31 protein-coding genes, 1 tRNA gene and 3 pseudogenes are annotated in these 25,557 nt (G+C 57.9%); 18 read left to right on the forward strand and 17 right to left on the reverse strand.

The window, feature by feature from the left end:
- Nucleotides 1-14: 14 nt before the first annotated feature.
- Nucleotides 15-1,004: an EDSAP-1 family PEP-CTERM protein gene (locus ACQVLG_RS08925; RefSeq protein ID WP_474294055.1), complete on the reverse strand. Its 990-nt coding sequence runs from the start codon at nucleotides 1,002-1,004 to the stop codon at nucleotides 15-17.
- A gap of 211 nt (nucleotides 1,005-1,215) precedes the next feature.
- Entirely contained in the window at nucleotides 1,216-1,590 is a 375-nt protein-coding gene (locus ACQVLG_RS08930) for a hypothetical protein (RefSeq protein WP_474294057.1), read from the reverse strand.
- Nucleotides 1,591-1,751: 161 nt separating this feature from the next.
- Between ACQVLG_RS08930 and ACQVLG_RS08935 the strand changes: the two genes are divergently transcribed.
- On the forward strand, nucleotides 1,752-2,063 hold the full coding sequence (locus tag ACQVLG_RS08935) for a hypothetical protein (protein WP_070289468.1): 312 nt from the start codon (nucleotides 1,752-1,754) through the stop codon (nucleotides 2,061-2,063).
- Nucleotides 2,064-2,081: 18 nt separating this feature from the next.
- Here ACQVLG_RS08935 and ACQVLG_RS08940 read toward each other — a convergent pair whose 3' ends face one another.
- From ACQVLG_RS08940 to ACQVLG_RS08965, 6 genes are all read right to left on the reverse strand, one after another.
- Complete coding sequence (locus ACQVLG_RS08940; RefSeq protein WP_092798646.1) at nucleotides 2,082-2,288, reverse strand: dodecin; 207 nt, start codon at nucleotides 2,286-2,288, stop codon at nucleotides 2,082-2,084.
- Between the two features lie 141 nt (nucleotides 2,289-2,429).
- Nucleotides 2,430-3,146, reverse strand: coding sequence for an immunity 52 family protein (locus tag ACQVLG_RS08945; RefSeq protein WP_474294060.1), 717 nt, complete (start codon nucleotides 3,144-3,146; stop codon nucleotides 2,430-2,432).
- A gap of 19 nt (nucleotides 3,147-3,165) precedes the next feature.
- Nucleotides 3,166-3,753 (reverse strand): Tox-REase-5 domain-containing protein, encoded by a 588-nt coding sequence (locus ACQVLG_RS08950; protein ID WP_474294062.1) that lies wholly within the window; start codon nucleotides 3,751-3,753, stop codon nucleotides 3,166-3,168.
- Nucleotides 3,754-3,790: 37 nt separating this feature from the next.
- On the reverse strand, nucleotides 3,791-4,102 hold the full coding sequence (locus ACQVLG_RS08955; RefSeq protein ID WP_474294064.1) for a hypothetical protein: 312 nt from the start codon (nucleotides 4,100-4,102) through the stop codon (nucleotides 3,791-3,793).
- On the reverse strand, nucleotides 4,089-4,592 hold the full coding sequence (locus ACQVLG_RS08960) for a DUF4123 domain-containing protein (protein WP_474294066.1): 504 nt from the start codon (nucleotides 4,590-4,592) through the stop codon (nucleotides 4,089-4,091). Before ACQVLG_RS08960 ends, ACQVLG_RS08955 begins: the two co-directional genes overlap by 14 nt.
- A gap of 2 nt (nucleotides 4,593-4,594) precedes the next feature.
- The gene (locus ACQVLG_RS08965; RefSeq protein ID WP_474294068.1) at nucleotides 4,595-5,011 is read right to left on the reverse strand and encodes a PAAR domain-containing protein; all 417 of its coding nucleotides are present in this window, start codon (nucleotides 5,009-5,011) and stop codon (nucleotides 4,595-4,597) included.
- 470 nt (nucleotides 5,012-5,481) lie between these two features.
- Between ACQVLG_RS08965 and ACQVLG_RS08970 the strand changes: the two genes are divergently transcribed.
- The 10 genes from ACQVLG_RS08970 (at nucleotide 5,482) to ACQVLG_RS09015 (ending at nucleotide 12,312) form a co-directional block, all read left to right on the forward strand.
- Nucleotides 5,482-6,789, forward strand: coding sequence for a tyrosine-type recombinase/integrase (locus tag ACQVLG_RS08970; RefSeq protein ID WP_465049477.1), 1,308 nt, complete (start codon nucleotides 5,482-5,484; stop codon nucleotides 6,787-6,789).
- 114 nt (nucleotides 6,790-6,903) lie between these two features.
- On the forward strand, nucleotides 6,904-7,365 hold the full coding sequence (locus tag ACQVLG_RS08975; protein ID WP_474294070.1) for a hypothetical protein: 462 nt from the start codon (nucleotides 6,904-6,906) through the stop codon (nucleotides 7,363-7,365).
- A 208-nt stretch (nucleotides 7,366-7,573) separates the two neighbouring features.
- The gene (locus ACQVLG_RS08980; RefSeq protein WP_474294072.1) at nucleotides 7,574-7,711 is read left to right on the forward strand and encodes a hypothetical protein; all 138 of its coding nucleotides are present in this window, start codon (nucleotides 7,574-7,576) and stop codon (nucleotides 7,709-7,711) included.
- Between the two features lie 335 nt (nucleotides 7,712-8,046).
- Entirely contained in the window at nucleotides 8,047-8,451 is a 405-nt protein-coding gene (locus ACQVLG_RS08985) for a hypothetical protein (RefSeq protein WP_465049481.1), read from the forward strand.
- A 112-nt stretch (nucleotides 8,452-8,563) separates the two neighbouring features.
- Nucleotides 8,564-10,081, forward strand: coding sequence for a plasmid recombination protein (locus ACQVLG_RS08990; protein ID WP_474294074.1), 1,518 nt, complete (start codon nucleotides 8,564-8,566; stop codon nucleotides 10,079-10,081).
- Nucleotides 10,078-10,386, forward strand: coding sequence for a hypothetical protein (locus tag ACQVLG_RS08995; protein WP_474294076.1), 309 nt, complete (start codon nucleotides 10,078-10,080; stop codon nucleotides 10,384-10,386). The genes ACQVLG_RS08990 and ACQVLG_RS08995 overlap by 4 nt, the downstream gene beginning before the upstream one ends.
- Before the next feature lie 91 nt (nucleotides 10,387-10,477).
- Nucleotides 10,478-11,116 (forward strand): DUF6651 domain-containing protein, encoded by a 639-nt coding sequence (locus tag ACQVLG_RS09000; RefSeq protein WP_474294078.1) that lies wholly within the window; start codon nucleotides 10,478-10,480, stop codon nucleotides 11,114-11,116.
- Between the two features lie 111 nt (nucleotides 11,117-11,227).
- On the forward strand, nucleotides 11,228-11,536 hold the full coding sequence (locus ACQVLG_RS09005; RefSeq protein WP_474294080.1) for a hypothetical protein: 309 nt from the start codon (nucleotides 11,228-11,230) through the stop codon (nucleotides 11,534-11,536).
- Nucleotides 11,537-11,575: 39 nt separating this feature from the next.
- A complete protein-coding gene (locus ACQVLG_RS09010) occupies nucleotides 11,576-11,935 on the forward strand; it encodes a DUF2280 domain-containing protein (RefSeq protein ID WP_474294082.1) in 360 nt (119 codons plus the stop codon).
- Nucleotides 11,936-11,988: 53 nt separating this feature from the next.
- Entirely contained in the window at nucleotides 11,989-12,312 is a 324-nt protein-coding gene (locus ACQVLG_RS09015; protein ID WP_474294084.1) for a hypothetical protein, read from the forward strand.
- Nucleotides 12,313-13,773: 1,461 nt separating this feature from the next.
- On the opposite strand, the gene ACQVLG_RS09020 is transcribed toward ACQVLG_RS09015, so the two are convergent.
- Nucleotides 13,774-14,811: a hypothetical protein gene (locus ACQVLG_RS09020; RefSeq protein WP_474294086.1), complete on the reverse strand. Its 1,038-nt coding sequence runs from the start codon at nucleotides 14,809-14,811 to the stop codon at nucleotides 13,774-13,776.
- A gap of 1,180 nt (nucleotides 14,812-15,991) precedes the next feature.
- Between ACQVLG_RS09020 and ACQVLG_RS09025 the strand changes: the two genes are divergently transcribed.
- From ACQVLG_RS09025 to ACQVLG_RS09050, 6 genes are all read left to right on the forward strand, one after another.
- Nucleotides 15,992-16,267, forward strand: a complete 276-nt coding sequence (locus ACQVLG_RS09025) for a hypothetical protein (protein WP_474294088.1) — start codon at nucleotides 15,992-15,994, stop codon at nucleotides 16,265-16,267.
- The gene (locus ACQVLG_RS09030) at nucleotides 16,264-16,548 is read left to right on the forward strand and encodes a hypothetical protein (RefSeq protein WP_474294090.1); all 285 of its coding nucleotides are present in this window, start codon (nucleotides 16,264-16,266) and stop codon (nucleotides 16,546-16,548) included. The genes ACQVLG_RS09025 and ACQVLG_RS09030 overlap by 4 nt, the downstream gene beginning before the upstream one ends.
- On the forward strand, nucleotides 16,545-16,775 hold the full coding sequence (locus tag ACQVLG_RS09035; RefSeq protein WP_474294092.1) for a hypothetical protein: 231 nt from the start codon (nucleotides 16,545-16,547) through the stop codon (nucleotides 16,773-16,775). Before ACQVLG_RS09030 ends, ACQVLG_RS09035 begins: the two co-directional genes overlap by 4 nt.
- 105 nt (nucleotides 16,776-16,880) lie before the next feature.
- Nucleotides 16,881-17,231, forward strand: coding sequence for a hypothetical protein (locus ACQVLG_RS09040; RefSeq protein ID WP_474294093.1), 351 nt, complete (start codon nucleotides 16,881-16,883; stop codon nucleotides 17,229-17,231).
- Nucleotides 17,228-17,545 carry a hypothetical protein gene (locus ACQVLG_RS09045; RefSeq protein ID WP_474294094.1) on the forward strand — a complete coding sequence of 106 codons (318 nt, stop codon included), beginning with the start codon at nucleotides 17,228-17,230 and terminating at the stop codon, nucleotides 17,543-17,545. The genes ACQVLG_RS09040 and ACQVLG_RS09045 overlap by 4 nt, the downstream gene beginning before the upstream one ends.
- Complete coding sequence (locus tag ACQVLG_RS09050; RefSeq protein WP_474294096.1) at nucleotides 17,542-18,717, forward strand: AAA family ATPase; 1,176 nt, start codon at nucleotides 17,542-17,544, stop codon at nucleotides 18,715-18,717. Before ACQVLG_RS09045 ends, ACQVLG_RS09050 begins: the two co-directional genes overlap by 4 nt.
- 130 nt (nucleotides 18,718-18,847) lie before the next feature.
- Here the strand turns inward: ACQVLG_RS09050 and ACQVLG_RS09055 are convergent, their stop codons facing one another.
- Nucleotides 18,848-19,618 carry a hypothetical protein gene (locus tag ACQVLG_RS09055; protein WP_474294098.1) on the reverse strand — a complete coding sequence of 257 codons (771 nt, stop codon included), beginning with the start codon at nucleotides 19,616-19,618 and terminating at the stop codon, nucleotides 18,848-18,850.
- 218 nt (nucleotides 19,619-19,836) lie between these two features.
- On the opposite strand from ACQVLG_RS09055, the gene ACQVLG_RS09060 reads away from it, so the two are divergent.
- A complete protein-coding gene (locus tag ACQVLG_RS09060) occupies nucleotides 19,837-20,403 on the forward strand; it encodes a recombinase family protein (RefSeq protein WP_474294100.1) in 567 nt (188 codons plus the stop codon).
- A gap of 41 nt (nucleotides 20,404-20,444) precedes the next feature.
- On the opposite strand, the gene ACQVLG_RS09065 is transcribed toward ACQVLG_RS09060, so the two are convergent.
- The 7 genes and pseudogenes from ACQVLG_RS09065 to petA all read right to left on the reverse strand — a co-directional run bounded on the left by ACQVLG_RS09065 (nucleotide 20,445) and on the right by petA (nucleotide 25,297).
- Nucleotides 20,445-20,738: a hypothetical protein gene (locus ACQVLG_RS09065; RefSeq protein ID WP_474294102.1), complete on the reverse strand. Its 294-nt coding sequence runs from the start codon at nucleotides 20,736-20,738 to the stop codon at nucleotides 20,445-20,447.
- Nucleotides 20,739-20,904: 166 nt separating this feature from the next.
- Nucleotides 20,905-20,980: transfer RNA gene (locus ACQVLG_RS09070), tRNA-Thr, on the reverse strand.
- 26 nt (nucleotides 20,981-21,006) lie between these two features.
- Nucleotides 21,007-21,519 (reverse strand): ClpXP protease specificity-enhancing factor, encoded by a 513-nt coding sequence (locus ACQVLG_RS09075; RefSeq protein ID WP_474294104.1) that lies wholly within the window; start codon nucleotides 21,517-21,519, stop codon nucleotides 21,007-21,009.
- A 213-nt stretch (nucleotides 21,520-21,732) separates the two neighbouring features.
- A pseudogene (locus ACQVLG_RS09080) lies at nucleotides 21,733-22,348 on the reverse strand (glutathione S-transferase N-terminal domain-containing protein).
- Between the two features lie 120 nt (nucleotides 22,349-22,468).
- Nucleotides 22,469-23,235: pseudogene (locus ACQVLG_RS09085) on the reverse strand (cytochrome c1).
- Nucleotides 23,236-23,271: 36 nt separating this feature from the next.
- Nucleotides 23,272-24,686 (reverse strand): annotated as a pseudogene (locus ACQVLG_RS09090) (cytochrome b).
- Nucleotides 24,687-24,688: 2 nt separating this feature from the next.
- A complete protein-coding gene (gene petA, locus ACQVLG_RS09095) occupies nucleotides 24,689-25,297 on the reverse strand; it encodes a ubiquinol-cytochrome c reductase iron-sulfur subunit (RefSeq protein ID WP_034753009.1) in 609 nt (202 codons plus the stop codon).
- Nucleotides 25,298-25,557: the final 260 nt, after the last annotated feature.

The raw sequence follows: 25,557 nt of genomic DNA on the forward strand, positions 1-25,557 counted from the left end.
TGGCATGCCGGTGTTTATTGCGGCTGGCGGCGGCGCGTGAAGGCCAGGCCGGCCAGTCCCAGGCCCAGCAGGAACAGGGTGCCAGGCTCCGGCACGACCAGTGGGTCGATGACGACGATATCGGTGCGCGTGGACTTGGAAAAATTCAGGGTATAGCTGCCGGCGGGCAGGGCGAAATTCGAGGTCAGGGAAAACAGCGCGAAGTCATTCGTGAAGGCGCGTCCGGTGGCGGGATCGTTGGTGCCGGTCGTCATGTTCAGGCTGAAGGGGTCGAGGCTGCCGGCGCCATGGTTGCCGTTGACGTCGCTGCCATTGCCGGCATTGCCATCGGGCGCGAACTGGAAGATCACGCCATCGGCATTCGCGTTCGACAGGCAGCCTGCTGGGCTGGCGGCATTGCACGAGATATTGAAGATATCCATGATCGACACGTTCGACTTGTCGCCCATGGTCGTCACGCTGGTGCGCAGGTCGCGCCGTCCCATGAAGCTGAAGGTGATGAAGCCGGCGCTCGACAGGGTCAGGTTGACGGAGCCGGTGAGCGTGTCGCCGGCCGTGGATGAGGCGGCGCCGACCGTGTTGCGCTGCGCTTCCGAGACGGCGCGTACGGTGGCGCCGCCATTGAGCATGTTGCCGAAGGCATGCGCATCGCCGCGCGCGAACTCCAGGGTGGAACTGGCGCTCGGGGCGTAGTGGTTCTGCGGCAAGCCGCTGCAGCCGCCGCCCGAACATACCTGCTGCACGTCGGCGTTGGCGGCCGGTCCCGTATTGACGGCACGCGGATTGACGGCCACGCCGCCTTCAAAGAAGGCGCTGTCGCTGGCATTGCGGTTGGCGCCGGCCAGCGACAGCGCGCCGGCGCTGGTGGTGATGCGGAAATTGTTCAACTCGTTGACGGCCAGGCCGTATGCGCCGGCCTGCGCCTGGCCGCTGGCCAGCAGGCTTGCCGCCGCCAGTGCGCCCAGCCAGCCCAAGGTCTTGCTTCGTGTGTGATCGACGTTCATCGCAGCCTCTTATCGTGGTCAGTCTCGGAAAATCCGGGGATGAGGAATCCAGGATGACTTGCCTGAATTCATCTCGTAGACAGGGATAAGCAGTTTGCATGCCACACAAAAAAAGCCCATGGAATCAACGATTTGTGCAAAGCGGACTGAACTGGATAGGGCAAAGTGTAAGAAAGGCCGACGCCGCTTGGCGGAAGGCGGCGGGGGCGCCTCAGGTGGCGCGGTGATAGCCCAGGTGGCCACCCGAATTGCGTGCGCAACCGCAACCGATGCGCGCCACTTCCTCCTCTTCCGTCAATTTCCAGTTGGTAATCGTCGTGCGTTCCCAGTCGATGTCGCTTTTCTTGACAGGTTTCACTATCAGCGTGCGTTGTTCCACATCCGTGTACTCCATCAGTTCCTCGTCGTCGGCGATGTCGAAATGGCGGTGGATCAGGGAAATGCCGAAGCGGTCGAGCGCGCCATAGCGTTGCAGCACGTCGCGCAGCTCGCGAAAGCAGGCGAGGTCGTCGGGCCGCAGCGGATCGACGGCGGAAATATCGGCGACGGGCTGCCATTGCATGGCGTGGATGTTCAGGCTGTGCATGATGTTCTCCTGTGCCCCTGGTATCAAGCCCAGGCTGCCGGAAGGGCGCCGGCACGCCTGGCGACATGCCCATCGTGGCCGCAAAGCCGCTGCGGCGCTTGCGCCATATCAAAGGTGCGGCACATCGCCTCTCGCCCGATCATTGCCCGGTAAAATAGGCGATGGCAAACAAAACCCCCACCTTCCCCGGCGCACGCACGGGCCGCGGCCAGGTCCTGGCCGTGCTGCTGTCGAACCGCGACCAGTCCGGCGCCGAACCGCTGCAAGGCCGCGTCTCGCTGGCCGCCATCGTGAAAGCGCTGAAACGCAAATACCACTGGCCGATTGAAACGCACAGTTTTCCCGCGAATACGCAAGATGGCCGCGCCAGCTGGGCGACCGTCTACAGCTTGCCGGAAAAGGTGATCGAGGCCGCGCTGGAGGCCGGCGGCCGGGAGTGGCTGGAGAGCCGGGCAGTAGCCGGGCGGCGGTGACGAACGCGCCGCTTTGCGCTATTCCAGCCGGAAGCCGACCTTGAGCGTGACCTGGAAGTGCGCCACCTTGCCATCGACGATATGGCCGCGCGATTCCGTCACTGCATACCAGTCCATATGCTTGACCGTCAGCGCCGCCTTGGCAATGGCATCGCGTATCGCCTGATCGCTGCTCTCGGTGGACGTGCCGACCAGTTCGATCAGCTTGTAAGTGTGTGCGGACATGATATTTCCCCAGGTAGGCAAGCCAGACATCGGGAGCCTGCTTTACGCAGGCACGTGCTCATCTTGCGCCTAAATGTGCTGATAGTCATTGCGCGGTGCAGCAATGCGTCGCGCATGCCGAGCGGGACGAGCTATCTTTCGTTAAATATCGACATAGCGAGGCAGCAAGTCCTGATCGACCAGGCGAATTTCAATGGCATTGGCAATCTTGACGTGCTCGGGGTTCTCATCAGAGAACGGCTCGTCGGTGACGCTGACGATGATGGTGCCGATCTGCTTGTCTTTACCTTGCTCGTCCATCGCCATCACGGGCACTAAAGCGCGTGCCTCGGGCACCTGTTGGACCGTGAGTATACGCGGCAAGTACAACATCCAGCCAACACCTGGACGATCCTTGAAAACTTGTTTTTCAAAATAATCGTTACGTGCAACCGTGATCAATACCGGCCGTAGGGAACCCGCGATAATGGACAGCAGCTCTTTCAATCCATCAAGACCGAGGCGCTTAACGTACTCGCATTCTCCGTCAATCTCAAAACTCCAAGATGGCCAGTCACTGTCGCTGAACCCAAGCGCAATACTCGCGCCATCACCGTCTCCGAGTTCGCCATTCCAGGCACTGAGATATCGAAATCTCTCACCCTTGAACTCGGCCTCGAGTACGGCTTCGGCCGCTGTGGTGAGTTCTCCCGAGGCATCGAAAACCGGATACAGAAATGACTCTGCTTCTGTCTCCTTCGACAGAAACCAATTCTTTCCAAACGCCTCAGTTTTTTGCAGGAAGCGGACAATCGTCGCGATTTTTTGGACGGTAGGTCGGAACGCAATGGATGTGTTCGCTGCATCGCGTTTGAACAAAGAGTTTATTATCATAATATTATGGAATGTAATAAGTGGTAATTCCGAAACGAGCTAATCTGGGCCGCATGTATTTGTAAGCGAGTGGCGTTTGGAAGTACCATGACAGCGAGGCTGGCGGGTTATCCTTGACAATGTTGGACTGAGCGGTGGCCTGTTTCAACACCATGTTCTGGAAGATATCTTTTTGGAAGCCGTATTTGAATCCGCCGCTTGCCTTGAAAAATTGGTCATAATCTGCTTTTGCTTCCTGCAACAAGCACAGGCGGGATTGGAAGCCGTCAAAGTCCTTTCCTTCAAACACCCATTCCATGCCAATCAAGAAGCCAGTAATCCGGGCTTGGTAATCGCGCGCGGCTGGTGACATGCTGTGTTTAACAGCCATAAGCATACCCTTGTCTGGCGGGCAACGGCATCTTTCCTTGGCTTCGCTTCGCGTCTCGGCACGCGCAATGGGCGTGACGCGGGCGTCTTTTGCTTCTTCTGCCTCTTTTTTGCGTTTGCGCAATGCCTCGTCCGTGATCACGGCTCCTGCGGCGGCGACACCCAAGGCTAACAAAATTTTCTCCACGACTGCTGGTAGAACTAATATCGGTAGCGCGGGCATTATTGCTCCCCTTCCAGTTTTTTATCCATTACCGCGATCAGTTCGTCGAACCGCTGCTCCGGCGTGGCGCCGGGCTTGCGCAGGTAGGCATCGACCAGCGGGTCGTCATGGATCCCGGGCGCGCGTCGGCTGACAGGTACATCAGATGTACGATATGCGGCGTGGACCTGAAACCGATTCGAATGGCGCAGGTGTACGCCGCCAGCATGCGCTCGATCACGGTCGCCCGGCCTGGCTGGCTTGCCATGTCGGCACGTTTGGCCAAAAATTGGTCCGCCACTGCGATGACGAAATCGCTCATGTCGCCCGTCTGGACGGCACGCCATTGCTCCTCGCTAAACGTCAGCATCGCGCCTCCCGATGATTGCCCGCTTGCTGTCGAGCAACAAGTGCCATTCGTGAATATGGCCAAACATCGCTTCCCGCTGTGCCGGCTCAAGTATTTGTGCCAGCTTCACCAACACGCGCGGATCCCAAAAGCGCAGCAGCGCTGCGCGGCCGTCCGGTAGCCGTGTTTCCAAGTGTAATTGCAGCAGTTGCGCCAGGCCACCTAGGTCCTGTACGGCGAACAGCCAGGTAACAGAAGGCGCCTCGTGCTCGAGTACGGCCAGATCCTCAACAAAGGAAGGCGTCGATCTCGCCACGTCGACCAACCACGGGCCAGCATGCGCAAGCGCCGCATCGGGTGTGCCGGTGAACAGCGAATGGCGCCTCGCATCCTGCATCAGGCGTGCTTGGCGGTGTGTCTCATATTGAACACCGTCGACCAGTGCGTACAGGCACAGCGCGGAATGATGTTGCTGAAGTTGATTCAGGCGTTCTGTGACGTCAAGCAACATTGTTACTCCCTGATAACGGTGGTCGCGCCGGCGGCCGCCGCAGACATCAAGCATTCGAGGCAAATGCCGGATTCGGTACTCACGGCGATCTTGCCGGCAGCCTCCATCACGTCGTCCGGGTCCACATCAGCCGGCTCGCCCATGCTGGACTGGTCCAGCCAGATCGTCGTGATCTGTCCTGATATGAGCCTGGCGCCGCAGGCCGTCGTGTCGAGGTGTCTGGCATAACCCCTGCCTGATCCGTCGACCAGGTCGTCGGCGGCGGAGTTGATCGGGAATGTCCCCTTGCATTTCGGACATACGGTCATGTCGCCGATTCTGGCCACGTACTTGCCGTTGATATCGACTGTCATGTCGGCGCTGATCACGGTGCCGCCATGATCGGTCTTGTCGCCAAGTACGATGAGTGGACGGGCCATTTGATCCTTCTGAGAATTGGAAAGCCACGGGGTTGGTTGCTAAATTATAACATATTGATATTTATGAAATGATGTTTTTTTTAAAACGAACGGGGCGTGTGTCGCGGTCGTTGCGCAGTCATGGCGAACACGTATAGCTGGCGTTTCGAGGTGGTTGGACTGCTGGTCGGGCGGGCCAGCGGCGAGATGGCGTCCAGAAAGCAAAAAGCCCAATCCTGAGGATTGGGCTAAGTGCTTGAATTTATTGGTGCCGACTGCCGGTTTCGAACTGGCCACCTGATGATTACAAATCGCTGGGATTTTGGTTTTCCATGGTTTCCTTTTGAGGTCGAAAAGTGCCACTCTCATAGGGGGGAATTGCCGATTTTTGTCATATTGGCAGCGACTGGACTTGCCGATACTTTCCCTTAGTTTGATAGAATCTGCCTACACAGTGCCTACATGGCGCCTACACAGGGGAGAACAGATAAGTGGCGAAGGTGAATTTCACGGCCGACCGGGTGGCCGTATTTCAATGCGAGGCCGGCAAGCAGCAGAGCATTATGTGGGACGCGAAAACGCCAGGCTTGGGACTTCGCGTTACCGCCGCCGGCGCGCGTTCTTACATCTTTGAAACTCGCCTTGAGGGCAAAACCATCCGCATCACCATCGGCGATGTCCGGACATGGACGGTAGGCAAGGCCCAGGCGGAGGCCACGCGCCATAAGGCGCAGACCGACCAGGGCATTGACCCGCGCCAGGTGCGCGCCGAACAGGTTGCAGCGCAGGTGGCAGTAAAGGTCGAAACAGCGGCCGCTGCGTTGCGGGACTCCGTCACCCTTGGCGCTGTATGGCCTGTTTATGTTGCGGAGCGTACACCACACTGGGGCGAGCATCAGATTTCTGCGCATCGAAAAATCATTCAGGCCGGCGGGGAAGGGCGCAAGCGCAGCCCCAAGCCGACTAAGCCGGGGCCGCTTTCCGTTCTCGCCGCCGAGCGCCTTGTCGACTTGACCGATGCGCGTATTGAGGCTTGGGCGAAAGTCGAAGCTCAGACGCGGCCGTCCAGCGCGCGCCTGGCCATGCGTCTGTTGAAAGCCTTCTTGAACTGGTGCACGGCCCACCCGCACTATTCCGGCATCGTTACCAGAAACGCGGCCAAAAGTGCCAAGGCGCGCGAAATACTAGGCAAACCGAAGGTGAAGCACGACCTGTTGCAGCGCGAGCAGCTCAAGGCATGGTTCGGTGAGGTTCGCAAGATAGGCAATCCGGTCATCGCGGCCTACCTGCAAACCCTGCTAATGATTGGGGCTCGCCGCGAAGAGGTGGCTGGGCTGCGCTGGGCCGACGTCGATTTTCAGTGGGGCAGCATGAAGCTGGGAGACAAGGTAGAGGATTTTCGTATGGTGCCGCTGACGCCCTATGTTGCGCACCTGCTGGCCGCCCTGCCGCGCCGCAATGAGTGGGTATTCAGCAGCCCCAGCGCCGAGTCGGGCAAGCTGGCCGAGCCTCGCATTGCCCATAACGAGGCGGTGGCCGCCGCCGGCTTGCCGCACCTGACCTTGCACGGCCTGCGCCGCAGCTTCGCAACATTGAGCGAGTGGACCGAGACGCCGGCAGGCATCGCCGCGCAGATTCAAGGCCATGCGCCCCAGGGCGTCCGCGAACAGAACTATATCCGCCGCCCACTGGACCTGCTGCGGAAATGGCACGTTAAAATAGAAGAGTGGATGTTGGAGCAAGCGGAAATCCAGTTCCAACCAGCGCCAGCAGGATTGCGAGTAGTATCGACTGCCTGACCGTATCGGGCACGATTTACGCTGCAGCCTACCTTTAGCGGGGGAAAAGTCGGCTCCTTCACCGACCTGGTTGCAGCACCTATTTTATGAAGGCGGACACCTGAAGGGGTGCACATGCCAAAATTTGAAGCGAAAGACTATATCCGCGTCGACGGCCCTGGTCAGCAAACTATCACCAGCCTCGCTTACTGGCTTACACCCGATGGCATAAATCCGATTAGCGCCGAACTGATTCAAAAAGCCATCGACGAAGATGATGATGCAGAGTTTGCAGAGGCTTTTGATGGTGCGTCCAAAGTTGATGCCCGTGCGTTCCTCGAAAAGTGGGAACTGAGCTACATGCCCTACTGGTCCGGGGAAGAGGTTGCGCGTGTTATTGCGATGTCTGGCAGCACCAGAAACGCAGCCACAGCATTGAGGGCAATTACCCTTGCCCAGCAAGCTGGCGAGTTAGCGCAGGCATTCACGCCGCGCCAAGGCGTGTTGTGGGCGATGGCGCGCGGTTATATGCTGGATGGTGACATCTGCCAGCTTGCTTTTGTGTGTGCAGCCAGGCCAATATGGGCATCCACATAACTCTCTAAGCGAATCAGTGCAAGTTATTGAACCATCGACGGTTCAGTCTGATACCCAAGTAATCCCTCCACCTGAGCTGGTCCTCGGGGCGAAAGTCCATAGGACAAAAACGCGCATACGCCTACTTGATTCGGAGATTACGCGTGCTTGTGAAAACGTAGGCAACAATGACTATCATGCTGTGTGGACTGCATTGACAGAGATGGCCTTGGCGGCTACGCCACCCTTTACCGGCGAAGTGGATGCCCCGGAAGGAATCGCTTATAACAAGGAGGGGAAAGTAGCTTATTTCTCCAAGGATGCATTGCGTCAGCGGATCAAAAAGTTGGTCGATAGCGGTCACTAATGGTCTGTATCGTTCGATAGCGGTCAATAGCGGTTCGTTCTATCGGAGAAAATCAATAAGCCGGAAATGATGCACTCATACCGTGAAAACGGGCTCACAGGAGTGCATCAGATGCTAACAGTTTTCCCTTCCTCCGGCGCTGGCCGCCGTCGCTCAAGGCCGCGACGCGACCACATCACCACCGCCGAGTTTGCGCACGCCATGTGCCGCGCCACCCAGACTGTCCTGAAAAATCACTGTCTCACCGGCGAGTGCTACGGCGTGCGCCCCATCAAGCGCGGAAAAATGTTGATGTGGCCATTGGCCGGCGTTGCCCGCGCGCTGAGCTCGGAGGCATGATGGACCGCTCGCCACCGGGCGACCGCCCAAAGAAAAAGTCCGGCCGCCGCCAAGCAGAACCGGACCTCTTTGAAACAGCAGTACCTGCTGCGCACTCTACCACACCTGTTCGCTTCGCTGGCACAGACAACCCGCGCTATCTGCGCGCGCTGCATGCACTCCTGCTGCGTCCGGTACCGCGCGAGCATCTCGACCGTGTTGCCGGCTGCAGCAATGGCCCGGCCCTGATTGCTGCGCTGCGCGACTTGGGTTTAGGCATGTTCGGCCTGCCATGCACAATGATTCCCGACCACGACCGGGATGGCCAGCCCATCCGGCGCGGCGTCTATCACCTGGCCGAGACTGGCCGCCGCGCTATTCATGCGTGGATGCGCTCGCGCGACAAGCTGGCGGGTGACTGATGCTGAAGACTGTTTGCACGCGTCTGTTGCTGGCGCTGCCCTCCTGCCCACCACCGGCACCTGTTGCCGCGATGGCTACGCTACTGGTCTGCGTTGCAGCGCGGGGATGCGCATGACACACGCGCATTTCTTGCGGATGAAAGGTTTGAAGGGCAAGGCCATCATCGTGACAGCGGCTAAGCACAACCTGCGCGAGATATTGACAGAACTGGACGGCAACCAGGGCGCTGCCATCGACCCGAGCCGCACGCCGCTGAATTGCATCCTGCGCGGCACGGCAACCGCCGCCGGCGTGGCCAGCGAGGCGCGCGCGCTCATGGCCGCCGCTGGTATCGCCACGCTGCGCAAAGATGCATTGCGCGGTCTCGAAATCATTTTCAGCCTGCCAGCCGGCACCGCCGTCGACCAGCGCGGATTCTTTGATGATGCCCTGGCATGGACCGAGCAGTGGTTTTCCGTGCCCATCCTCAGTGCCATCGTCCATAACGACGAAGCGGCACCGCACTGCCATGTAGTCCTGCTGCCGCTGGTCGACGGCCGGATGCGCGGCAGCGAGCTGATGGGCAACCGCATGAAAATCATGGCGATGCAGGGCGACTTTCAGGCGAAGGTAGGGCAGCGTTACGGACTAGTGCGCCAGGCAGCGCCAGCACGCCCCAGCGCCGCGCGCCGACAGCAGGCAATAGACGCAGCACTTTCTGTGCTTGAAGCGAATAGCGGACTGCAGGGCGGGTTGCTGCGCGTGTTACTGGAACCGCACAAGGCCAACCCGGAACCGCTCTTGCTGGCGCTGGGCATCGCCATGCCAGCGGTGCAGCCGAAGACAAAGCGCGCCGACACCTTCGTCGGCATCATGACGCGGCCATGTAAGCCTGAGCGGAAGCCTATAGGGGTTGCACGTTCAAAGCCTATAGGGTTCGCGTCGGACGGCATGCCGAAAAGCGACCAACCCCTATCCTGTGTAGGGGTTGCCGAAGTCGCGGCTCTCAAATCCACCGATTTCCAGCACCAAGTTGCAAGCGGTAGCACCGGCACCCAGCAGGCAATCCAGCCGACCAGCGCCAGGCCAGTCCCGCACATGCCGGGCAGCGCGCCAGCGGCATCGAGCGCCAGCAGGCCGCCCGCTTCAAGCAGAGATGCGCTGAAATCTGAGCGCATCTCCTGCGCCGACCAGCGCCACCCGCCCACTGGCGAACAAAAGCCGCTGGGCGCCCTGGCCGCGTCCAACGCGCTGGCCGATATCGACGCCGCGTCGACACCCGATTATTTCCAGACCGCCAGTTTGGCGCAGCACCAGGCCGAAGCAGAAGCGGGAAATTTTTCCGGCATCCCATCGGCGCCGAGCATTGAGCCCGCCGAAGTGGTGTTCTCGGTGCCCGAGTGTGACCTGGTGCCCAAAGGCCCGCCCCGCGCGGCACCTGTTCGACGCGCCAGCACCAGCCCGGCCGCCCACGACGTGCCCGGCAACTACACCCGCCAGCGTGAGGCCGACCAGCCCGTCGAGCATTGGGACAGCGAGCGCGGCGAGTTCATGCCGGCTACCGGCCCGCCCAGCGCGCGCACCCTGCGTACAGCCCTGGAATCCATCACACCATATCGCCCGGCCACCGGGCAGAAAGTCGAAGCATGAGCATAAAGACCATTGAACCCGACGCCAATACGCCTGACGGCATGCTGCTGGCCGCCGCTGAGGCGCTGTACGGCTGCCCGGATGACCTGACACCGGAGGCGCAGCAGTTCGCCCGCAATCTGATTGATGGCGTATTGGCAGCGGCCGGCGCCCAGCGTTTCCCGCAGGTCGACATCTTGGCAACGCTGCTGGCCAGGTGCGAAATCACCGCGCGAACTGCACACATGGCACGCCGCGCATGCGATGCAGCAGGGCACGTGGCAATGCGTCGGCTATGCGAACGCATCGGCTTGGCATTCGGATAAACGAATCTCGAATCTCGCCCGTCGACCAAGTGCCGGCCGGGCGCGCAGTAGCAGAAAAAATGCAAATCACACTTCAACGAAAGGCAACATCATGAAACTGAAATTGAACAAGGACGGCTCGGCCGTCGTCAAGGATGGCAAACCCGTGTACGTGCACGCTAACGGCCGCGAAGAAGCATTCGACGCCCCTGCTGCATGGAAGCTGGCGCTGGGTAAGCACTTCGAGACCTCGCCGACAATGGCCGGGCTGAAAATCCCGCACGACCTGGCTGCCGCCGCGTTCTCTGATGCATTCCGCATCGAGGGTGGCAAGCTGGTGGCGGTGGACCAGCACGGCATGCAGCTGTACTCACCTACGCGCCATGGTGAGGTTGCGAACTTCGATGAGGCGTTCGACAAGCTGGTTGATGGCTACCCAAACAAGGCCATGATTCAGCGGGAAGGCGGTGCGCCGGCCGGGCCTGGTCCTGGTGCTGCCGGCGATGCGGTTCAAACTGGCCAGCGCGGTACCGCGGTCGGCGCGGTCAGCCGCCAGCAGTTCGACGCCATGAACCCGCAAGAACGCATGAGCCACATCAAAGACGGCGGTACCGTCGCAGACAGCGCTAGCAATCCAGCGCCAGCTACGCACGCGCACGGCGCCAAGGTGCTGACGCGCGTGCAGTTCGAGCAGATGCCTCACGTCGACCGCGCCGCATACTGCAAATCGGGCGGCACCATCGAAGGTTAAACAAAATTGGCCCGCTGAGCGGCTGGCGCTGCTTGGCAATGCCAAGCATCAGGCGAGGGCCGTTCGTGCCACCACGGCCCGATTCCGGCCCTTCCCGCAGAGAATGACGAGATGAACAACGACCGAGAACTAACACACGCCGCGTTACAGTGGCATACCGCTCACGTGCGCCGGATGGCCATCGGCACCGCAAAGCGAAAGCTGGACGCCCAGTTGAAGGCCCGGGGCGATTGCGGGTGGGCGTTGCAACTGTATTCGCAACAGTGCGAAACAGCGCGCCAGCTCACCGAGGCCAAGCGCAAGGAGCTGGCAGCCCTGCGCCTGCTGGCCAAGGCGTGCGCCAAACAGCGCGGGCACTTGGAGCTGTCCGACGTCATCGACTTGGACAGCGCCATAACCCTGCTGCCGGCCGTCGTATGAGTGCCGCCTTGCTTGACCTGCCTTGACGGATTAGAACTGATGGCGACCCTTCCAACCGCTGTAATCATGCACATTGTCATAGAGCTGGCGTGCTTCGACACGCCCGCGCAGGTGGCTACCACTGTCAAGGAGAAATTCGGCCTGGCCTTGTCGCGCCAGCGCATCGAGGCTTATCACCCCGAGCGGCGGGCTGGCGCCAAGCTGGGCGTCAAGTGGCGGGCCGTCTTCTACGACACCAGGGCGCGGCTGCTGGCCGAGCTGGACGATATCCCCATTGCCTGCCAGGCGTACCGCTTGCGCGTATTAGAGCGGGTAGCTGCGAAGGCTGAGAGCATGGGCAATCTGCTGCTGGCCGCGCGCATCATTGAGCAGGCAGCGCGCGAGGTGGGGGAAACATAGCGCGACGTTGTCGTTGTATCATTCATCCGCCAAATCACAATGCCGGAGCCCCCTTGAAAACCCTTGCGCTTCTTTTCCTGTATGCAACCCTATCGACCAACTTGCAGGCTGCTGAGGATGGCAAGGATAACTATTGCATCAAAATTGCGGCAACATATGGAAATGCCCTTGTCGCGCGCGATGCTGGCCTTGAGCCTATCCAGGCTTTAGGAATGTCGGACTTCAAGGAAATACCATTGGAGGTGCGCAAGAGCATCATAAATCAGGTTTATTTTGACCCCGCATTGTCAGCAATGCGCGACAGCCGAGACCTAAGATTCGATTTAATCCAAAACTGCTTGCATGGGCCGAAAAAGCCACCTGAGCGATTAAAGTAGGTAACTGTACGATAAGAATTTGGGTAGGTGCGCGGTTGTAAGTGCTCCTATCGCAAGAAAAATAGGTTCGCAGCATTGCGACAAAAAATGTCCCGGAGAGCCTTTCGTGGCGCGCTTTCTTGCTCGGCGTAGGCTTGCATTGCTAAACGTTTGGTGCGCAGGTAGGTGCGCAGTTGTGCGCCAATAAGTGCGCGCTCGGAGTAGCCTTGGCTGGCGCTGGAATCACCCGGCGACGGAGGTCATCATGGCAAAGAGTGGCGGAAGCGGATGCGGCGGCGCCAGCAAGGGCGGTTCCAGTTCTGGCGGTGGAAAAGGAAGCAGTGGCGGCGGTAGAGGGTCGGGCCAAGGCAATGCAGGCGGCTGGCCAAGCACTACTGGCCAGGTATCGGGCGGCAACAGGTCGAACGCGCCGCCTGCTGGCAAGTAAATTCCCATGCCATCGGTGCCGATGAGGCCTGGCGGGCCTTTTGTGCACCAGGCAGGAGATAGTCTGAATGTTCCTGCCATCACAATTCTCATTGTTTATGACTTCAAATCCAACTTGAAGAATGATGAGGGAGGCAGCAGTTCGCTAAAGTCCACCAACATCATAAAAAATTACGAGCGAAGGTATCGTGAATTCCATGCCTCTTCTAATTTTTTCAGCCGCATTTTATTTAAGCCACGCCCATATCGGAATTTTTTCCATTCTGAGTGAATGAGAAACCGACTTAGTCTCCACGGCCTGTACCATGCCCACCACTCACTTAGTCTACGGGTCTCAACCCGTATCCTTAAACGATTCATATAGCCAGTTAAAACTTTTGAGTTTGCAGCGAGTGTAAGGTCCGAGGGAGGTAGGTCTTCAAGTCGTGCAGATTCCGCCCACAGTAAGTCGAGCATTATCAAACATCGCCGACGTATCCCATCATGACAAACCAACCAGGTGGTCATCTGGCTTCGTAGCCAATCGTGCTTCGCCTCCTCATCTGTCGGTCCCTTAGAGCCATACGCTCGAAGAAAATCGGACTCTCCATCAAGGAGGATTCGTAATGGAGCGCCCTGTCTCAGTAATTCTGTGCCGAATATCGGGTAAATATCCTTCACTTGTAAGTCGCCCTGTAGAATTCGAGAACAGAGGTCACTCAATAATCCGCAAACATTGCGTATTGACGCCTGCGCCCAAGATAAATTTTTCTCATGAGAATCGTTATTGGTTGCGTTGCGAAGTTGTTGAAGAGTATCGTAGTGCGCAACTTGATAATATTCAGATGAGCGGCGACCTAAAAAGACTACTACGGCCCAGTCGCCTTTGAGTTCAATCCACCGTTGGCGATATCTCTCCGCCCAGTCAAGCCGCTGCTGATGTCGTTGAGCGAGCAGAACTAAAAACTGAGCGAAGCCGATAAAAACTAGGAGCGCGGTAGCTACCGCCGTTAGCTGAACATCATTCATATAAGCTTAGATTCATTCACTGAAGGTCTAATTTACGCGCAACGATATAGTCCCGCAATTTTCGAAGTCGTCGGTAATAGGCCAACAGCATTCGTAGCTGCGAAACGGGGTGATAGCTAATTTATTGAAATGAGAAGCGTAACTTTGCCACCCAAAAATATCAAAAAACTTCGAGATAAAAAATTTTAAATCTTGTATCTGATGGGGCATTAACTCCTTTGCCACTATCGCACGTTCGTCTTCAAGCCCGGATATTTCATGTTCCTTGAAGTACGAATAAATCTGTCTGTAAAGATTTTCAGCACTAGAAAAATCATTATCCCCAATGACTTTGCTCATTGCAGTTTTAATGCGCTGGGAAAGAAGAGGCAATAAACTCATTTTGATTACGCCAGGGGAGTTATAGCGCAGTTCAACAACCCGAGCCCGATGTATAGATGGTGTGACAGTTTTAAGCCCGCTAAAAAGGTTTACAGCCCCAATACCGCCATGCCAATCGGACATTAATTTCTGTACAGCATGGCTGACTGCGGGACGCGAAAGATGCTCCATCCCGTAGTGGAACGAATAGAGCTGCTGGTAAAGTTTCGGGATTCCTTCCAAATCCTCCAAGTAAATTTCTTCTCCCACCAAAACCAAGGTTTCCTCTTGTGCGGGGTCGTCTATCAGCTTCTTAGCGGCAGCCGTAGATATCTCTGGAGTTAAAAAAGAGTCGGAATCCGGAAGGTAAAAGTCGGGCAGTTTGTTAATTTCGGTGAACGTCCTCCGACTAGCTGTTGGCCCAGTATTAAAGACGTAAATTGACGGCAGTGCCAAAATTAGAGCTCGCAGCGCGACTTTCCCTGAGAGGTAATCCCATAGCTCGCTCCGAGTTACCGGAATAACACACCATCTGTTTCTGGTGGTATCACAATCCAGCCAAACAAAAAGCGCGTCAAGACCATCGCTTTGTTTGAACAAACTAAGTAACGGGCCATCGTATGCGATTAAGTCCGCATTCCACGTGTATTTGGGCAGGTCACCCGCATTGAGCTTTTTTCCGCTAAGTACTGGCATCCGGTTCATGGTATTGCTTTCGGAGCTTGGAAGGGGGCCGGGAATACGGAGGTGCTGTAAGGATGCAAATCAAAATGACCGTAATGGTCGGATGTCGTGGATAGCCCATGGCTGGGCGCTAGCCGAGCATACGCGACTGCTGACCCGATGGTACTCCGAATTCGTTTGAAGGTCTTTTCAAGAGCTTTGAAGGCTGCGACACTTTGTGCTTCCGTGTCGTGCATGGAGAGTGCCCAGCAGGAGCACTGTTTCGTAGGGTCATCTTCGCTATGGAGCCGCCGAGGATTTCGCATCGCGACCGGATGAAAACATTCCGGCGTCATGGGAACATTTACCCATCGCCAGGCGTCTCGGGCAGTTGCAGTTGCGGACGCAGGAGGGCACTGGTCACCCGGGACTACCACCAGGCTGAGCTGGCCGTGGTATGCAAGCATTTTTGTCTCGTTAATTTATTTGCAGCGAGTCTAGCATTCTATGCTTCCAAGCACTAGCAACTTGTTAACTATTTCTCATGAGGAAACAATCGGTTTCGGCTCATATGTGCATAAAGACGCCTGGCTTGTGCCTCGTGCGAGTTCACTATCAATCTCGATTGTTGTGCCATATACCACCATTGGCGCCGCAGTTGCGTTCAAGCCCGACCATCGTTTCCTCTGCAGTGTACCGCTTCGCCCTGTACGCATCGACAGCCACCTGGACGTACGCGCGGCAGTTCACCGGCATTCCTGTGGCCTCTCCATACACTGGTTTGTCGTTGTCGTCGCCACCGCATCCTGCCAGCAGTATAGCTAGCGCATATGCGCTGGCGACCTTCAAAATTCTCCTGCCCATGCTTACCTCCAAAGTTTCCGATGCTAATAGAGCATTTATTTTAATGCAACTTGAGCTTGCCGCTGGTAGACTACGCCGGACGAAAACGCCTTGACGGTTTCCCCCAGCTGGCCTATCCTAAAAGCGTCCTCGATAAAGAGGGGCACGGGTTTGGCGACTCGGAATACACCGGCGGACGACCGCCACTAGGCGGCTTTTTTTTGTCCGTTGCACCATGACGTCCTCTATGAGCGGCAGTGGTGGGGATACCTTCGGGTATGCCGGTTTCCGTGTGTACCGGTTCGCCAACCCCACCATTTGCTGCTCACCCCGTTTGGCGACGGGATGTGCGGTTTTACAAACCACACCGGAGGCAACCATGCCAGGCACCACCACACCTCAACATATCCCAGCAGCAGCCACGGCCCTGTTCGTCGACCAGCTCTATCAAACCGCGTTTTACAACGGCCGCACCCCGCGAAGCCAGGAATGCATGGCTGGCGCACGCATGGTGCTTGAGCACCGCATCGAGCGCAAAGACTTCGACATGCCGTATCTGGTCGGCACGGCCGCCGCTGATGCTTTCTTTGCCGGAATCGAAGATGGAAAAGCCATCTGGCGCACAGCTGCGGCAAAGATTGGCGGTGCGGCATGAGCGCCGCCCTCAGTACGCCGACCAGCGCCAGCAGTCGAGTGTTGAACAGCGACGCTATCCGCCAGCATGCCTCCGATATCAGCGCGCACGCGGCCCGGTTGGAAATTCTGCTGCTGGAAGTCTTCGACAAGCTGGACGACATCAAACCTAAGGACGAGGCCACGCGTGGCGCAGTCGACGCGGTGGAGTGCTTCACCACCTGCGCGCTGCGCAACGGCATGTTGATGCGCGACGCCGCAGACCAGATAACCGCACTGGTGGCGGAAGGCGGTGAAGCATGAAAGCGCCATCGAAGGACGAAGCCGCCGCCCTCGCGCTGGTGCCGCTTGTGCTGACCACCGACGAGAACAGGCTGCTGCAGCGCTACCGTGCCACGGTACCGCACTGGCGCGCCGACATCGTTGACTTCGCCAACACCGTGGCAAAGATGTTCCCGCTGGAGAAGCCTACCGCCGCGCCGGCCGCTATCCACTTGGTCCGCACCGACAACCAACGGGGGCAGAAATGAACGCCCCGCGCGCGCCACTCAATGGCGATACTGACGAGCCGCTGTACGATGTGCTCACTGAGCGCGGCGAAGTGCTGGCGCTGGACCTTTCACTTGATACCGCCCATGAATTTGCGTGCGTGCAAGCATCAAGCCGCAGCGGATTACCCTGCGTACGGTGAGTTATCAATCCGCTCGGTGCGTATTCGCCACCAGAGCGAGCGGCTCGCCGCCAGCCGTTACTCGCTGCCCGAGCCTCCCGAAGTGGGCCCGCCGCCTGCGCTGGTTTATGGCGGTGGAACTCTTGGCCTTGAGGATGCCAGCAAGGTGACGATTCAAGCGCGCGCGTCTGCCGGCCTGGTGAGTATGAAGCTTGAGGAAGCGCTGCGCCTTATCGACCACTTTGCCGAACCTGGCCGCAGCCGCATCCTGCTTGTGCTGCCCTACCACTTCGACATGCCTGGAGGTAGCGTATGAGCACCCTGGCGGAACTGGCGCGCATACGCGCCGAGTATGGGCTGGCGCCGGTGGGCGGCGTGCTATGGCTGGGCGTCGGCATGCTGCCGCCCAAACGCAACGCTATCGAAATCGACCCGGCCAACCTGCCCACCGCGCTGGAGTGCCGCGCGGTGGCCGGCCTGGACGTGGTGCTGATATTCCCCGGAAATCTGACCAGGTACGGCGCGCTGCGCACGCTGTCCGACCGGCTGTATCAGGCCAGGCCGCGCCGGCTGCTCTTGGTCGACGGTGACCACAAACGCACGGCCTTTCTCAAACTGGCGGAATCATGATGACGGACAAACACACAGATGGCCAGATGGCCGGCTTCACGCTGGGCAGGGAGGAGGATGCCGCCCGAGCTGCGCGCATCGAGCTAGACCGCCAGGGCGAAACCTCAAGTCCTTTCGACCGCTCGATGCAGCGGGGTGAACGTGTGGTGAAAATCCGCTGTGGTGCCGATATCAAGCCGCTGCCCATCACCTGGCTGTGGCCTGGCTGGGTGCCGGCTGGAAAGTTGACCATCCTCGCCGGCGCCGCCGGTACCGGCAAGACCACCCTTGCTCTGGCGCTGGCCGGCGTCATCACGACGGGCGGCCGCTGGCCAGATGGTAGCGAGTGTAAGGGCGGCGGCAATGTCCTGATATGGTCTAGCGAGGACGTGGCCGACGATACGCTGGTGCCGCGGCTGATTGCATCCGGCGCCGACCTGGCGCGCTGCCACTTCATCGAGGGTATCGCGCAGGATGGCGAAAGCGTGCCGTTCGACCCGTCGCAGGACATAACGGACCTGCGCCGCGCGGTCGATGCCATTGGTGGCGTGAGCCTGCTGCTGATAGACCCGATTGTGTCGGCCGTCGCCGGAGACATGCACCGGGCCAACGACGTGCGCCGGAGCCTGCAGGCGGTGGTGGACTTCGCGGACGCTCACGGCTGCGCGGTCATCGGCATCACCCACTTTGCCAAGGGCGGCGCCGGCAAGGCGCCACAGGACCGCGTTATCGGCTCCCAGGCCTTCGGCGCGCTGGCGCGCATGGTGCTGGTGACTGCGAAGGAAGAGGGCAGCAACCGGCGCGTGATGGCCAGAGCCAAGTCGAACATTGCCCCGGATGATGGTGGTGTCGCCTACTCGCTGGAGCTGGCCACCATCGCCGGCGGCATCGGGGCGACGCACGCTGTATGGGCCGGTGCCATCGAAGGCACGGCACGGGAAATCTTGGGGGACGTGGAGCACGACGACAGCAATGAGGACGGCGACGCCCGGCAAGACTTGGAGCGCATGCTGGTTGATACACTGCGCGAGGTGGGCGGCAAGATGGCCACGAAGGCGTTGCAGGCAGAAATCCGGGATGCAGGCCATTCATGGGATGCTGCAAAGCGGGTCAAAAAATCGCTCGGAATCGAAGCCAAAAAACTAAGTATGGGCGGCGCGTGGCTCTGGTGCTTGCCGGAAACGGATTTGTGAAGGGAGCGTAGAAGGGAGCAAAGGGAGCGCAGAAAAAACAGTGCTCCCTTCGCTCCCTTCGGGGATTAAAGAGGAGGTTCATGCCTCTTGAGCGACAAGTCAGGCTTGCTGCGAGTCATACACAACCGCGTTACATTAATTCATACGGAGTTAAAACCCCACATATTCCGTTATGTTGGTCGGCAACCAGCCACAACATAGGGCTGTCACCTTCTTGCGCAGCCGCCAACAGCTCCGCTACGTTGTCCTCAGAATTGACTGGAGCGGATGGTATCAGCCTCAAGCCTTCTCCGTGCGCTTCTTCAATTGACTTCGCAAGTGAGTACGGTCTGTTTCCGCTATTATGCAAATATTGCACCATGGCTATTTCAGAGACCAAGTGCCACCCACCTATGTAGACGGGTAAGTACGTGAAGGAGTGGGTTAGCATTAGTTGGCGTGCATATGCAACTGGTTGCCATGGCTGAAGAATAACCGGCTCCTTTACCATGAAGTCGGCGACCGACGTCCTGCGGGTTGTTTGCTCCTTCATCAATCCTTCCTCCAGTCCTATACATAATTCAATCGCTGCTTTTGTAGCGTGGCGAGCGTACACACCCGTATGCATTACATCATTTCGTGCTCGTTTAACCGTGGTATACAGGGCGTCGAATGTGGTAAAAAGCGTTGGGAAAATTGCAGTTAGTTCAGATAAAACCGTAGAGTCTTGTGCCAGTGGCCTAAGTTTTTCGTGATAGGAACTTAAAGTGCCTTCCTTCTCGCTCAGTCGTAGCCCTAATGCTTCCATTGCAAAACACATTTCGCTAAAACCCTCTGAGTCAGCAAGTGCGGCATAACGGGCAGCTCTAAACCTGTCTCGATAGTGCAAACGTTCATCCCACTCCAATGTCGGACCTTTCATGCGTGCTTCCCACCCATCTCTCAATCGCTCCTCGATTATGGTTCAAGCCATATTGGCCCTTTGATAATATCCTATATTAAGAAGGTGTTGGAAAACGAACGATTTCTAACATCTACAAATATCAACACAAATCAATGTCGGAAATATAGGGCTTGCCATTTCTAACAGGTCGATATATTCTAACAGTGTTTTCTAACAGTCTTAACCGGAGAAACACCATGGCAATCTTCGCATACGGCCGCGTCAGCACCAAAGAGCAAACCGCAGACAACCAGAAGATGGAAATTGAAGCGGCCGGCCATCAGGTCGATTACTGGTATGCGGACACCATCAGCGGCAAGACCAGCGCCAGCGAGCGCCCGGAGTTCGCCGCACTGCTGGCGCAGATTCGCAACGGCGAAACGCTGGTGGTGGCGAAGCTGGACCGTCTGGGCCGCGATGCTCAGGACGTCGGCGCCACGGTCAAGCTGCTCGCCGCCCGCAAGATTGCAGTCATCGTGCTGCAGTTGGGCAAGCTGGACCTGACCTCGCCAGCCGGCAAGATGATGATGACCATGTTGGCCGCCGTGGCCGAGATGGAAAGGGATTTGCTGGTGGAGCGCACGCAAGCTGGTTTGGCTCGGGCAAAGAACGAAGGCAAAACGCTGGGCCGGCCGTCGAAGACGACCGCCGAGCAGCGCGCCGACATAATCGCCAAGTATGCCACCGGCGAGAGCGTCAGCGCGTTGGCGCGCATGTACGAGGTATCACGCGCTAACATCTTAGGGGTAGTCAAACCCGTTTAAGCAACCCGCCCTCAAGCCCAGCTTTTCCGCTGGGCTTTTTATTAAAAGGTAGGCAATTTGCCGAGATTATCCTTAGTTTTGTCATTGCGGTCGGTCGACAGGAATGTGTCATCCACCACATGCACCAAGGCACCGATGCTCCAATTCTTGTCAGCGGTGTTCTTAGTGATGGTCTTAAACGTGGCTTTGTTCAAACGAATAAGGTCGGCTAAGAACTCACGTGGAACGATACGAGCGGCGGCAAAGCTCGTGCCGGTATTTTCATGTACCTTGAGAAACTGGATGTGTTGCTCATTGTCATCGTATTGCACAGCTGAAATGTAGAAATCGGACATTTTTTTTCCCTAGTGAATGGCAAAGTGCCATCTAGTAAATATGGTGAATTATTTAAAATTCAAGTCCTTTGATGAGCTGCGGGCGTGAATGCCTACATAGTGCCTACATGGCTTCAGATAACAAAAAGCCCAGTCGGTGAGGACTGGGCTAAGTGCTTGAATTTATTGGTGCCGACTGCCGGTTTCGAACTGGCCACCTGATGATTACAAATCAACTGCTCTACCAAATGAGCTAAGTCGGCAAAAACTGCGCGTTGCGAATTATACGCTATTTAATGCGTGTCAGGGTCGGGCGGCCGCCTTTTTTTGGTGGCTCGTCGTCGCCGGGCGTGGCGGCATCGCGTTGTTCGGGGGAGCTGGTCGGCACGGACGACAGGGTCGGAGCGCTGCTGGCAGGGGCGAGCACGGGCGGCGGAACGTCGGCGGAGGCGGGGCTGTCCGTCGGTTGCGCGTCGGGATCATCGTTGCCCAGCACGGGCTCGAAGGCCATGCCCTGGCCGTTTTCGTTGGCGTAGATGGCCATTACATTGTCGACCGGCACGTAGATTTCGCGCGAGACGCCGCCAAAGCGGGCGTGGAAGCGGATGGCGTCGTTGTCCATCTTCAGGCCGCTGGTGGCGCCAAAGCTGATATTGAGCACGATTTCGCCCTTTTTCACGTATTCCATCGGTACCGTGGTGCGCGAATCGACTTTGACCGCGAGATAAGGCGTGTAGCCGCTGTCGGTGCACCACTCGTAGATGGCGCGCAGCATATAAGGTTTGGTTGAGATTTCAGACATGGTAGGCACTGTGAGGCGGGAGCGCCCCCCCGTCAGGCATGAGGCGGGCGCACCGGTAATTCAATGAAACAGAGCAACTGGAAAGAATCCAAGATGCCCCAGAAAGCGTCGCGAGCAAGCCCGATATCGGCTTGAGTAACGCAGCCGTACTTCAGTACGGCGAGTAACGCCAAGTCGAGAGCGGGCTGCGCAGCAGCTTTATGGGGATATCTTTTAGCGGCGCATGACCTTTTCGGAAGGGGTCAATGCCTCGATGTACGCAGGACGCGAGAAGATGCGTTCGGCGTATTTCATCAGCGGTGCAGCCGTCTTCGACAGTTCGATGCCGTAGTGATCCAGGCGCCACAGCAGCGGCGCGACAGCCACGTCGAGCATCGATCGAGAATTCGTCGCCCAGCATGTACTTGTTTTTCAGGAACAGCGGCGCCAGGGTCGTCAGGCGGTCGCGGATTTCCGCGCGTGCCTTGTCGTGGGCCTTGTCGTTGCTCTTGGCGCGTTCGCTTTCCAGCACGTGCACGTGCACAAACAGTTCTTTTTCGAAATTGAACAGCATCAGGCGCGCGCGGGCACGCATCAGCGGATCGGCCGGCATCAGTTGCGGATGCGGGAAGCGCTCATCGATGTACTCGTTGATGATGTTCGATTCATACAGGATCAGTTCGCGTTCGACCAGGATAGGTACCTGGCCATACGGATTCATGGTCGAAATGTCTTCCGGCTTGTTGAACAGGTCGACGTCGCGCACTTCGAAGTCCATGCCTTTTTCAAACAGGACCAGGCGGCAGCGTTGCGAAAATGGGCAGGTTGTACCCGAATAGAGAACCATCATTTTTTATAGTTCCTTAGAAACAAAGGGGGTGAAGCCGCGAACGGCTCACCCCAGGTCGCTTGTCCACTCATGCGGACAACGCAGAAACAGGCATAAACCGGCCTATGGCCGGCGCCTCACTTATTTGACTTCCTTCCAGAACGACGCATTCAAGCGCCATGCCAGCAGAGCAAAGACCGACAGGAACAGCAGCACCCAAACGCCCAGGCGCTTGCGTGTTTGCTGTGCCGGTTCGGCCATCCACTCCATGTAGCCGACCAGGTCGGCTACCGCATTGTCGTACTCGATCTTGTTCAACGTACCTGGCTTGACCTGCTCGAAGCCGGTAAATTTGTGGATCTTCTTGCCAGCTTCGTGCGGATCGTTCTCTTCCACGAACTTGGCAGTCTGGACACCTTGCAATTCCCATAATGCATGCGGCATGGCAACATTCGGCACGACCATGTTGTTCCAGCCGGTCGGACGAGTGTCGTCTTTATAGAACGTACGCAGGTAAGTATACAGGTAGTCGCCGCCTGTGCCAGCGGAAGAGATGATTTCGCGCGCGAAATTACCGACAAATCCGGCGGTACGACGCCAAAGAAGGCCTTGGCGTCCTGCGGTGCCAGGCTGGTCGTCATCAAGTCGCCCACTTTATCGCCGGAGAACAACAGATTCTCCTTGATCTGGATTTCCGTCAAGCCCAGGTCGCGCAGGCGGTTGTAGCGCATCGACACGGCAGCGTGGCAATTCAAGCAATAATTGACGAACAATTTGGCGCCATGTTGCAGCGCTGCCATGTTCGTCTGGCGGTCAGGAGCCTTGTCCAGCGGAAAGCCGCCTTCGCTGGCGAGAGCCATGGCAGGCACGAAGGCCAGGATGGCGAGCAGTTTTTTTGCAATCTTCATATGATGTATGTCCTTTGAGCGTGGCGTGAGAGCGGCTTAGTGCGGGTGAAACGTCACACGCGACGGCACGGTCTTGAACTTGCCCATGGCACTCCACCATGGCATCAGCAGGAAGAAGCTGAAGTAAATCAGGGTGCACACTTGCGACACGATGGTTTTTTCGCATCCGTTGGCGCCTGGGTACCCAGGTAGCCGAGGATCAGGAACGACAGGCCGAAGATGGCGTACACATATTTGTGCCAGGTCGGACGGTAGCGGATCGATTTCACGGGCGAATGGTCGAGCCATGGCAGGAAGGCCAGGATCACGACGGAACCGCCAAAGAACACCACGCCCCAGAATTTCGCGTCCAGCACCTGCGGCAGCATGCCGATGATGGCGACGATGGCGATACCGGCGATGGCGGACTTGACCGTCGTCGACAGGCGCGACTTGAGCCAGATGAACACCACGTAGGCGGCCACGACACCCATCAGCACGTACATGAAGTCGGCCGTGGTGGCACGCAGCACCGAGTAGAACGGCGTGAAGTACCAGGTTGGCGCGATGTGCAGCGGGGTCTTCAGCGAATCGCCCGGCAGGAAATTGTTGTATTCCAGGAAATAACCGCCCATTTCCGGCGCGAAGAAGACGACGGCGCTGAAAATGACGAGGAAGATCGAGACGCCGAACAGGTCATGCACGGTGTAGTAGGGATGCGAAGGGATCGAATCGACGGGGTGGCCATCGGCGCCCAGGTTTTCCTTCACTTCGATGCCGTCCGGATTGCTCGAGCCCACTTCATGCAGGGCGATCAAGTGCGCTGCAACCAAGCCCAGCAGTACCAGCGGGATGGCGATCACGTGGAAGGCGAAGAAGCGGTTCAGGGTCGCGTCGGAAACGACGTAGTCGCCGCGGATCCACAGCGACAGGTCAGGGCCGATGAACGGGATGGCGCCGAACAGGTTGACGATCACTTGGGCGCCCCAGTACGACATCTGGCCCCATGGCAACAGGTAGCCGAAGAACGCTTCGGCCATCAGGCACAGGAAGATGGCGAAACCGAACAGCCAGATCAGTTCACGTGGCTTGCGGTAGGAGCCGTACAGCAGGCCGCGCGTCATGTGCAGGTAGACGATGATGAAGAAGGCGGAGGCGCCCGTCGAGTGCATGTAGCGCACCAGCCAGCCCCACGGCACTTCGCGCATGATGTACTCGACGGAATTGAAGGCCAGGGCCGCATCCGGTTTGTAGTGCATGGTCAGGAAGATGCCGGTGACGATCTGCAAGACCAGCACCAGCATGGCCAGCGAGCCGAAGATGTACCAGAAGTTGAAGTTTTTCGGGGCGTAGTACTTGCCCCATTGGTCGTTCCACAGCTTGGTCAGGGGAAAGCGGTCATCGACCCAGCCCAGCGCTTTTTCGGCGACGGGAGCGTCTGCCGGGAATTTCGTTTCTTTGAAAGCAGCCATGATCAAGCCTCGCCTTTCTCGTCTTTACCTATCAGCAATTTGGTGTCGCTCAGGTACATATGGCGCGGCACTTGCAGGTTGTCCGGCGCCGGCTTGTTCTTGAACACGCGGCCTGCCATGTCGAAGGTGGAGCCATGGCAAGGGCACAGGAAGCCGCCTTCCCAGTCATCGGGCAGCGACGGTTGCGGGCCGGGGGCAAATTTCGAGGAAGGGGAGCAGCCCAGGTGGGTGCAGATGCCGACGGCGACGAGAATTTCAGGCTTGATCGAACGCGCCTCGTTCATGCAGTATTCAGGCGTGAATTCGGCGGGATTGCGCTGGGAATTGGCATCGGCGACTTTGCCGTCGGTCTTTTTCAGCGACGCGATCATTTCCGGCGTGCGCTTCAGGATCCAGACCGGCTTGCCGCGCCATTCGACGGTGCGCATTTCGCCGGGTTGCAAGGTGGTGATGTCTACTTCGACCGGCGCGCCAGCCGCTTTCGCGCGCTCCGACGGCTGGAAGGTGCTTACCAAGGCTCCCGCGGTTGCCAATCCAACTACACTGCCCGCCGCGCACGTGGCGACGAGCAAGCCGCGACGGCCTGAATCGACCTGCTTTTCGTTACTCATGCAAACCCCAATCAGTCAAAATGCGAATCTTTATTATGAGTGGCAGCCGCGAAAAACCGTCGCCGAAGCTCTTTCCCACTGATTGCCGCAACCCGCATCTTTGTACGGTAAAGTGGCAACATCCCTGCGGAACTTCGGCCAATGGCGCAGCCCGTGCCAGTTTCTTGTTGATTATCCGGAAGTGAAAAAGCCACTTCTGGCAACCGCAAATTATAAGTGAAGCAAACAACGAATAAAACAAAAACGTTGCTTGTACCATA

This window comes from Janthinobacterium sp. TPC_1, from assembly GCF_056037845.1.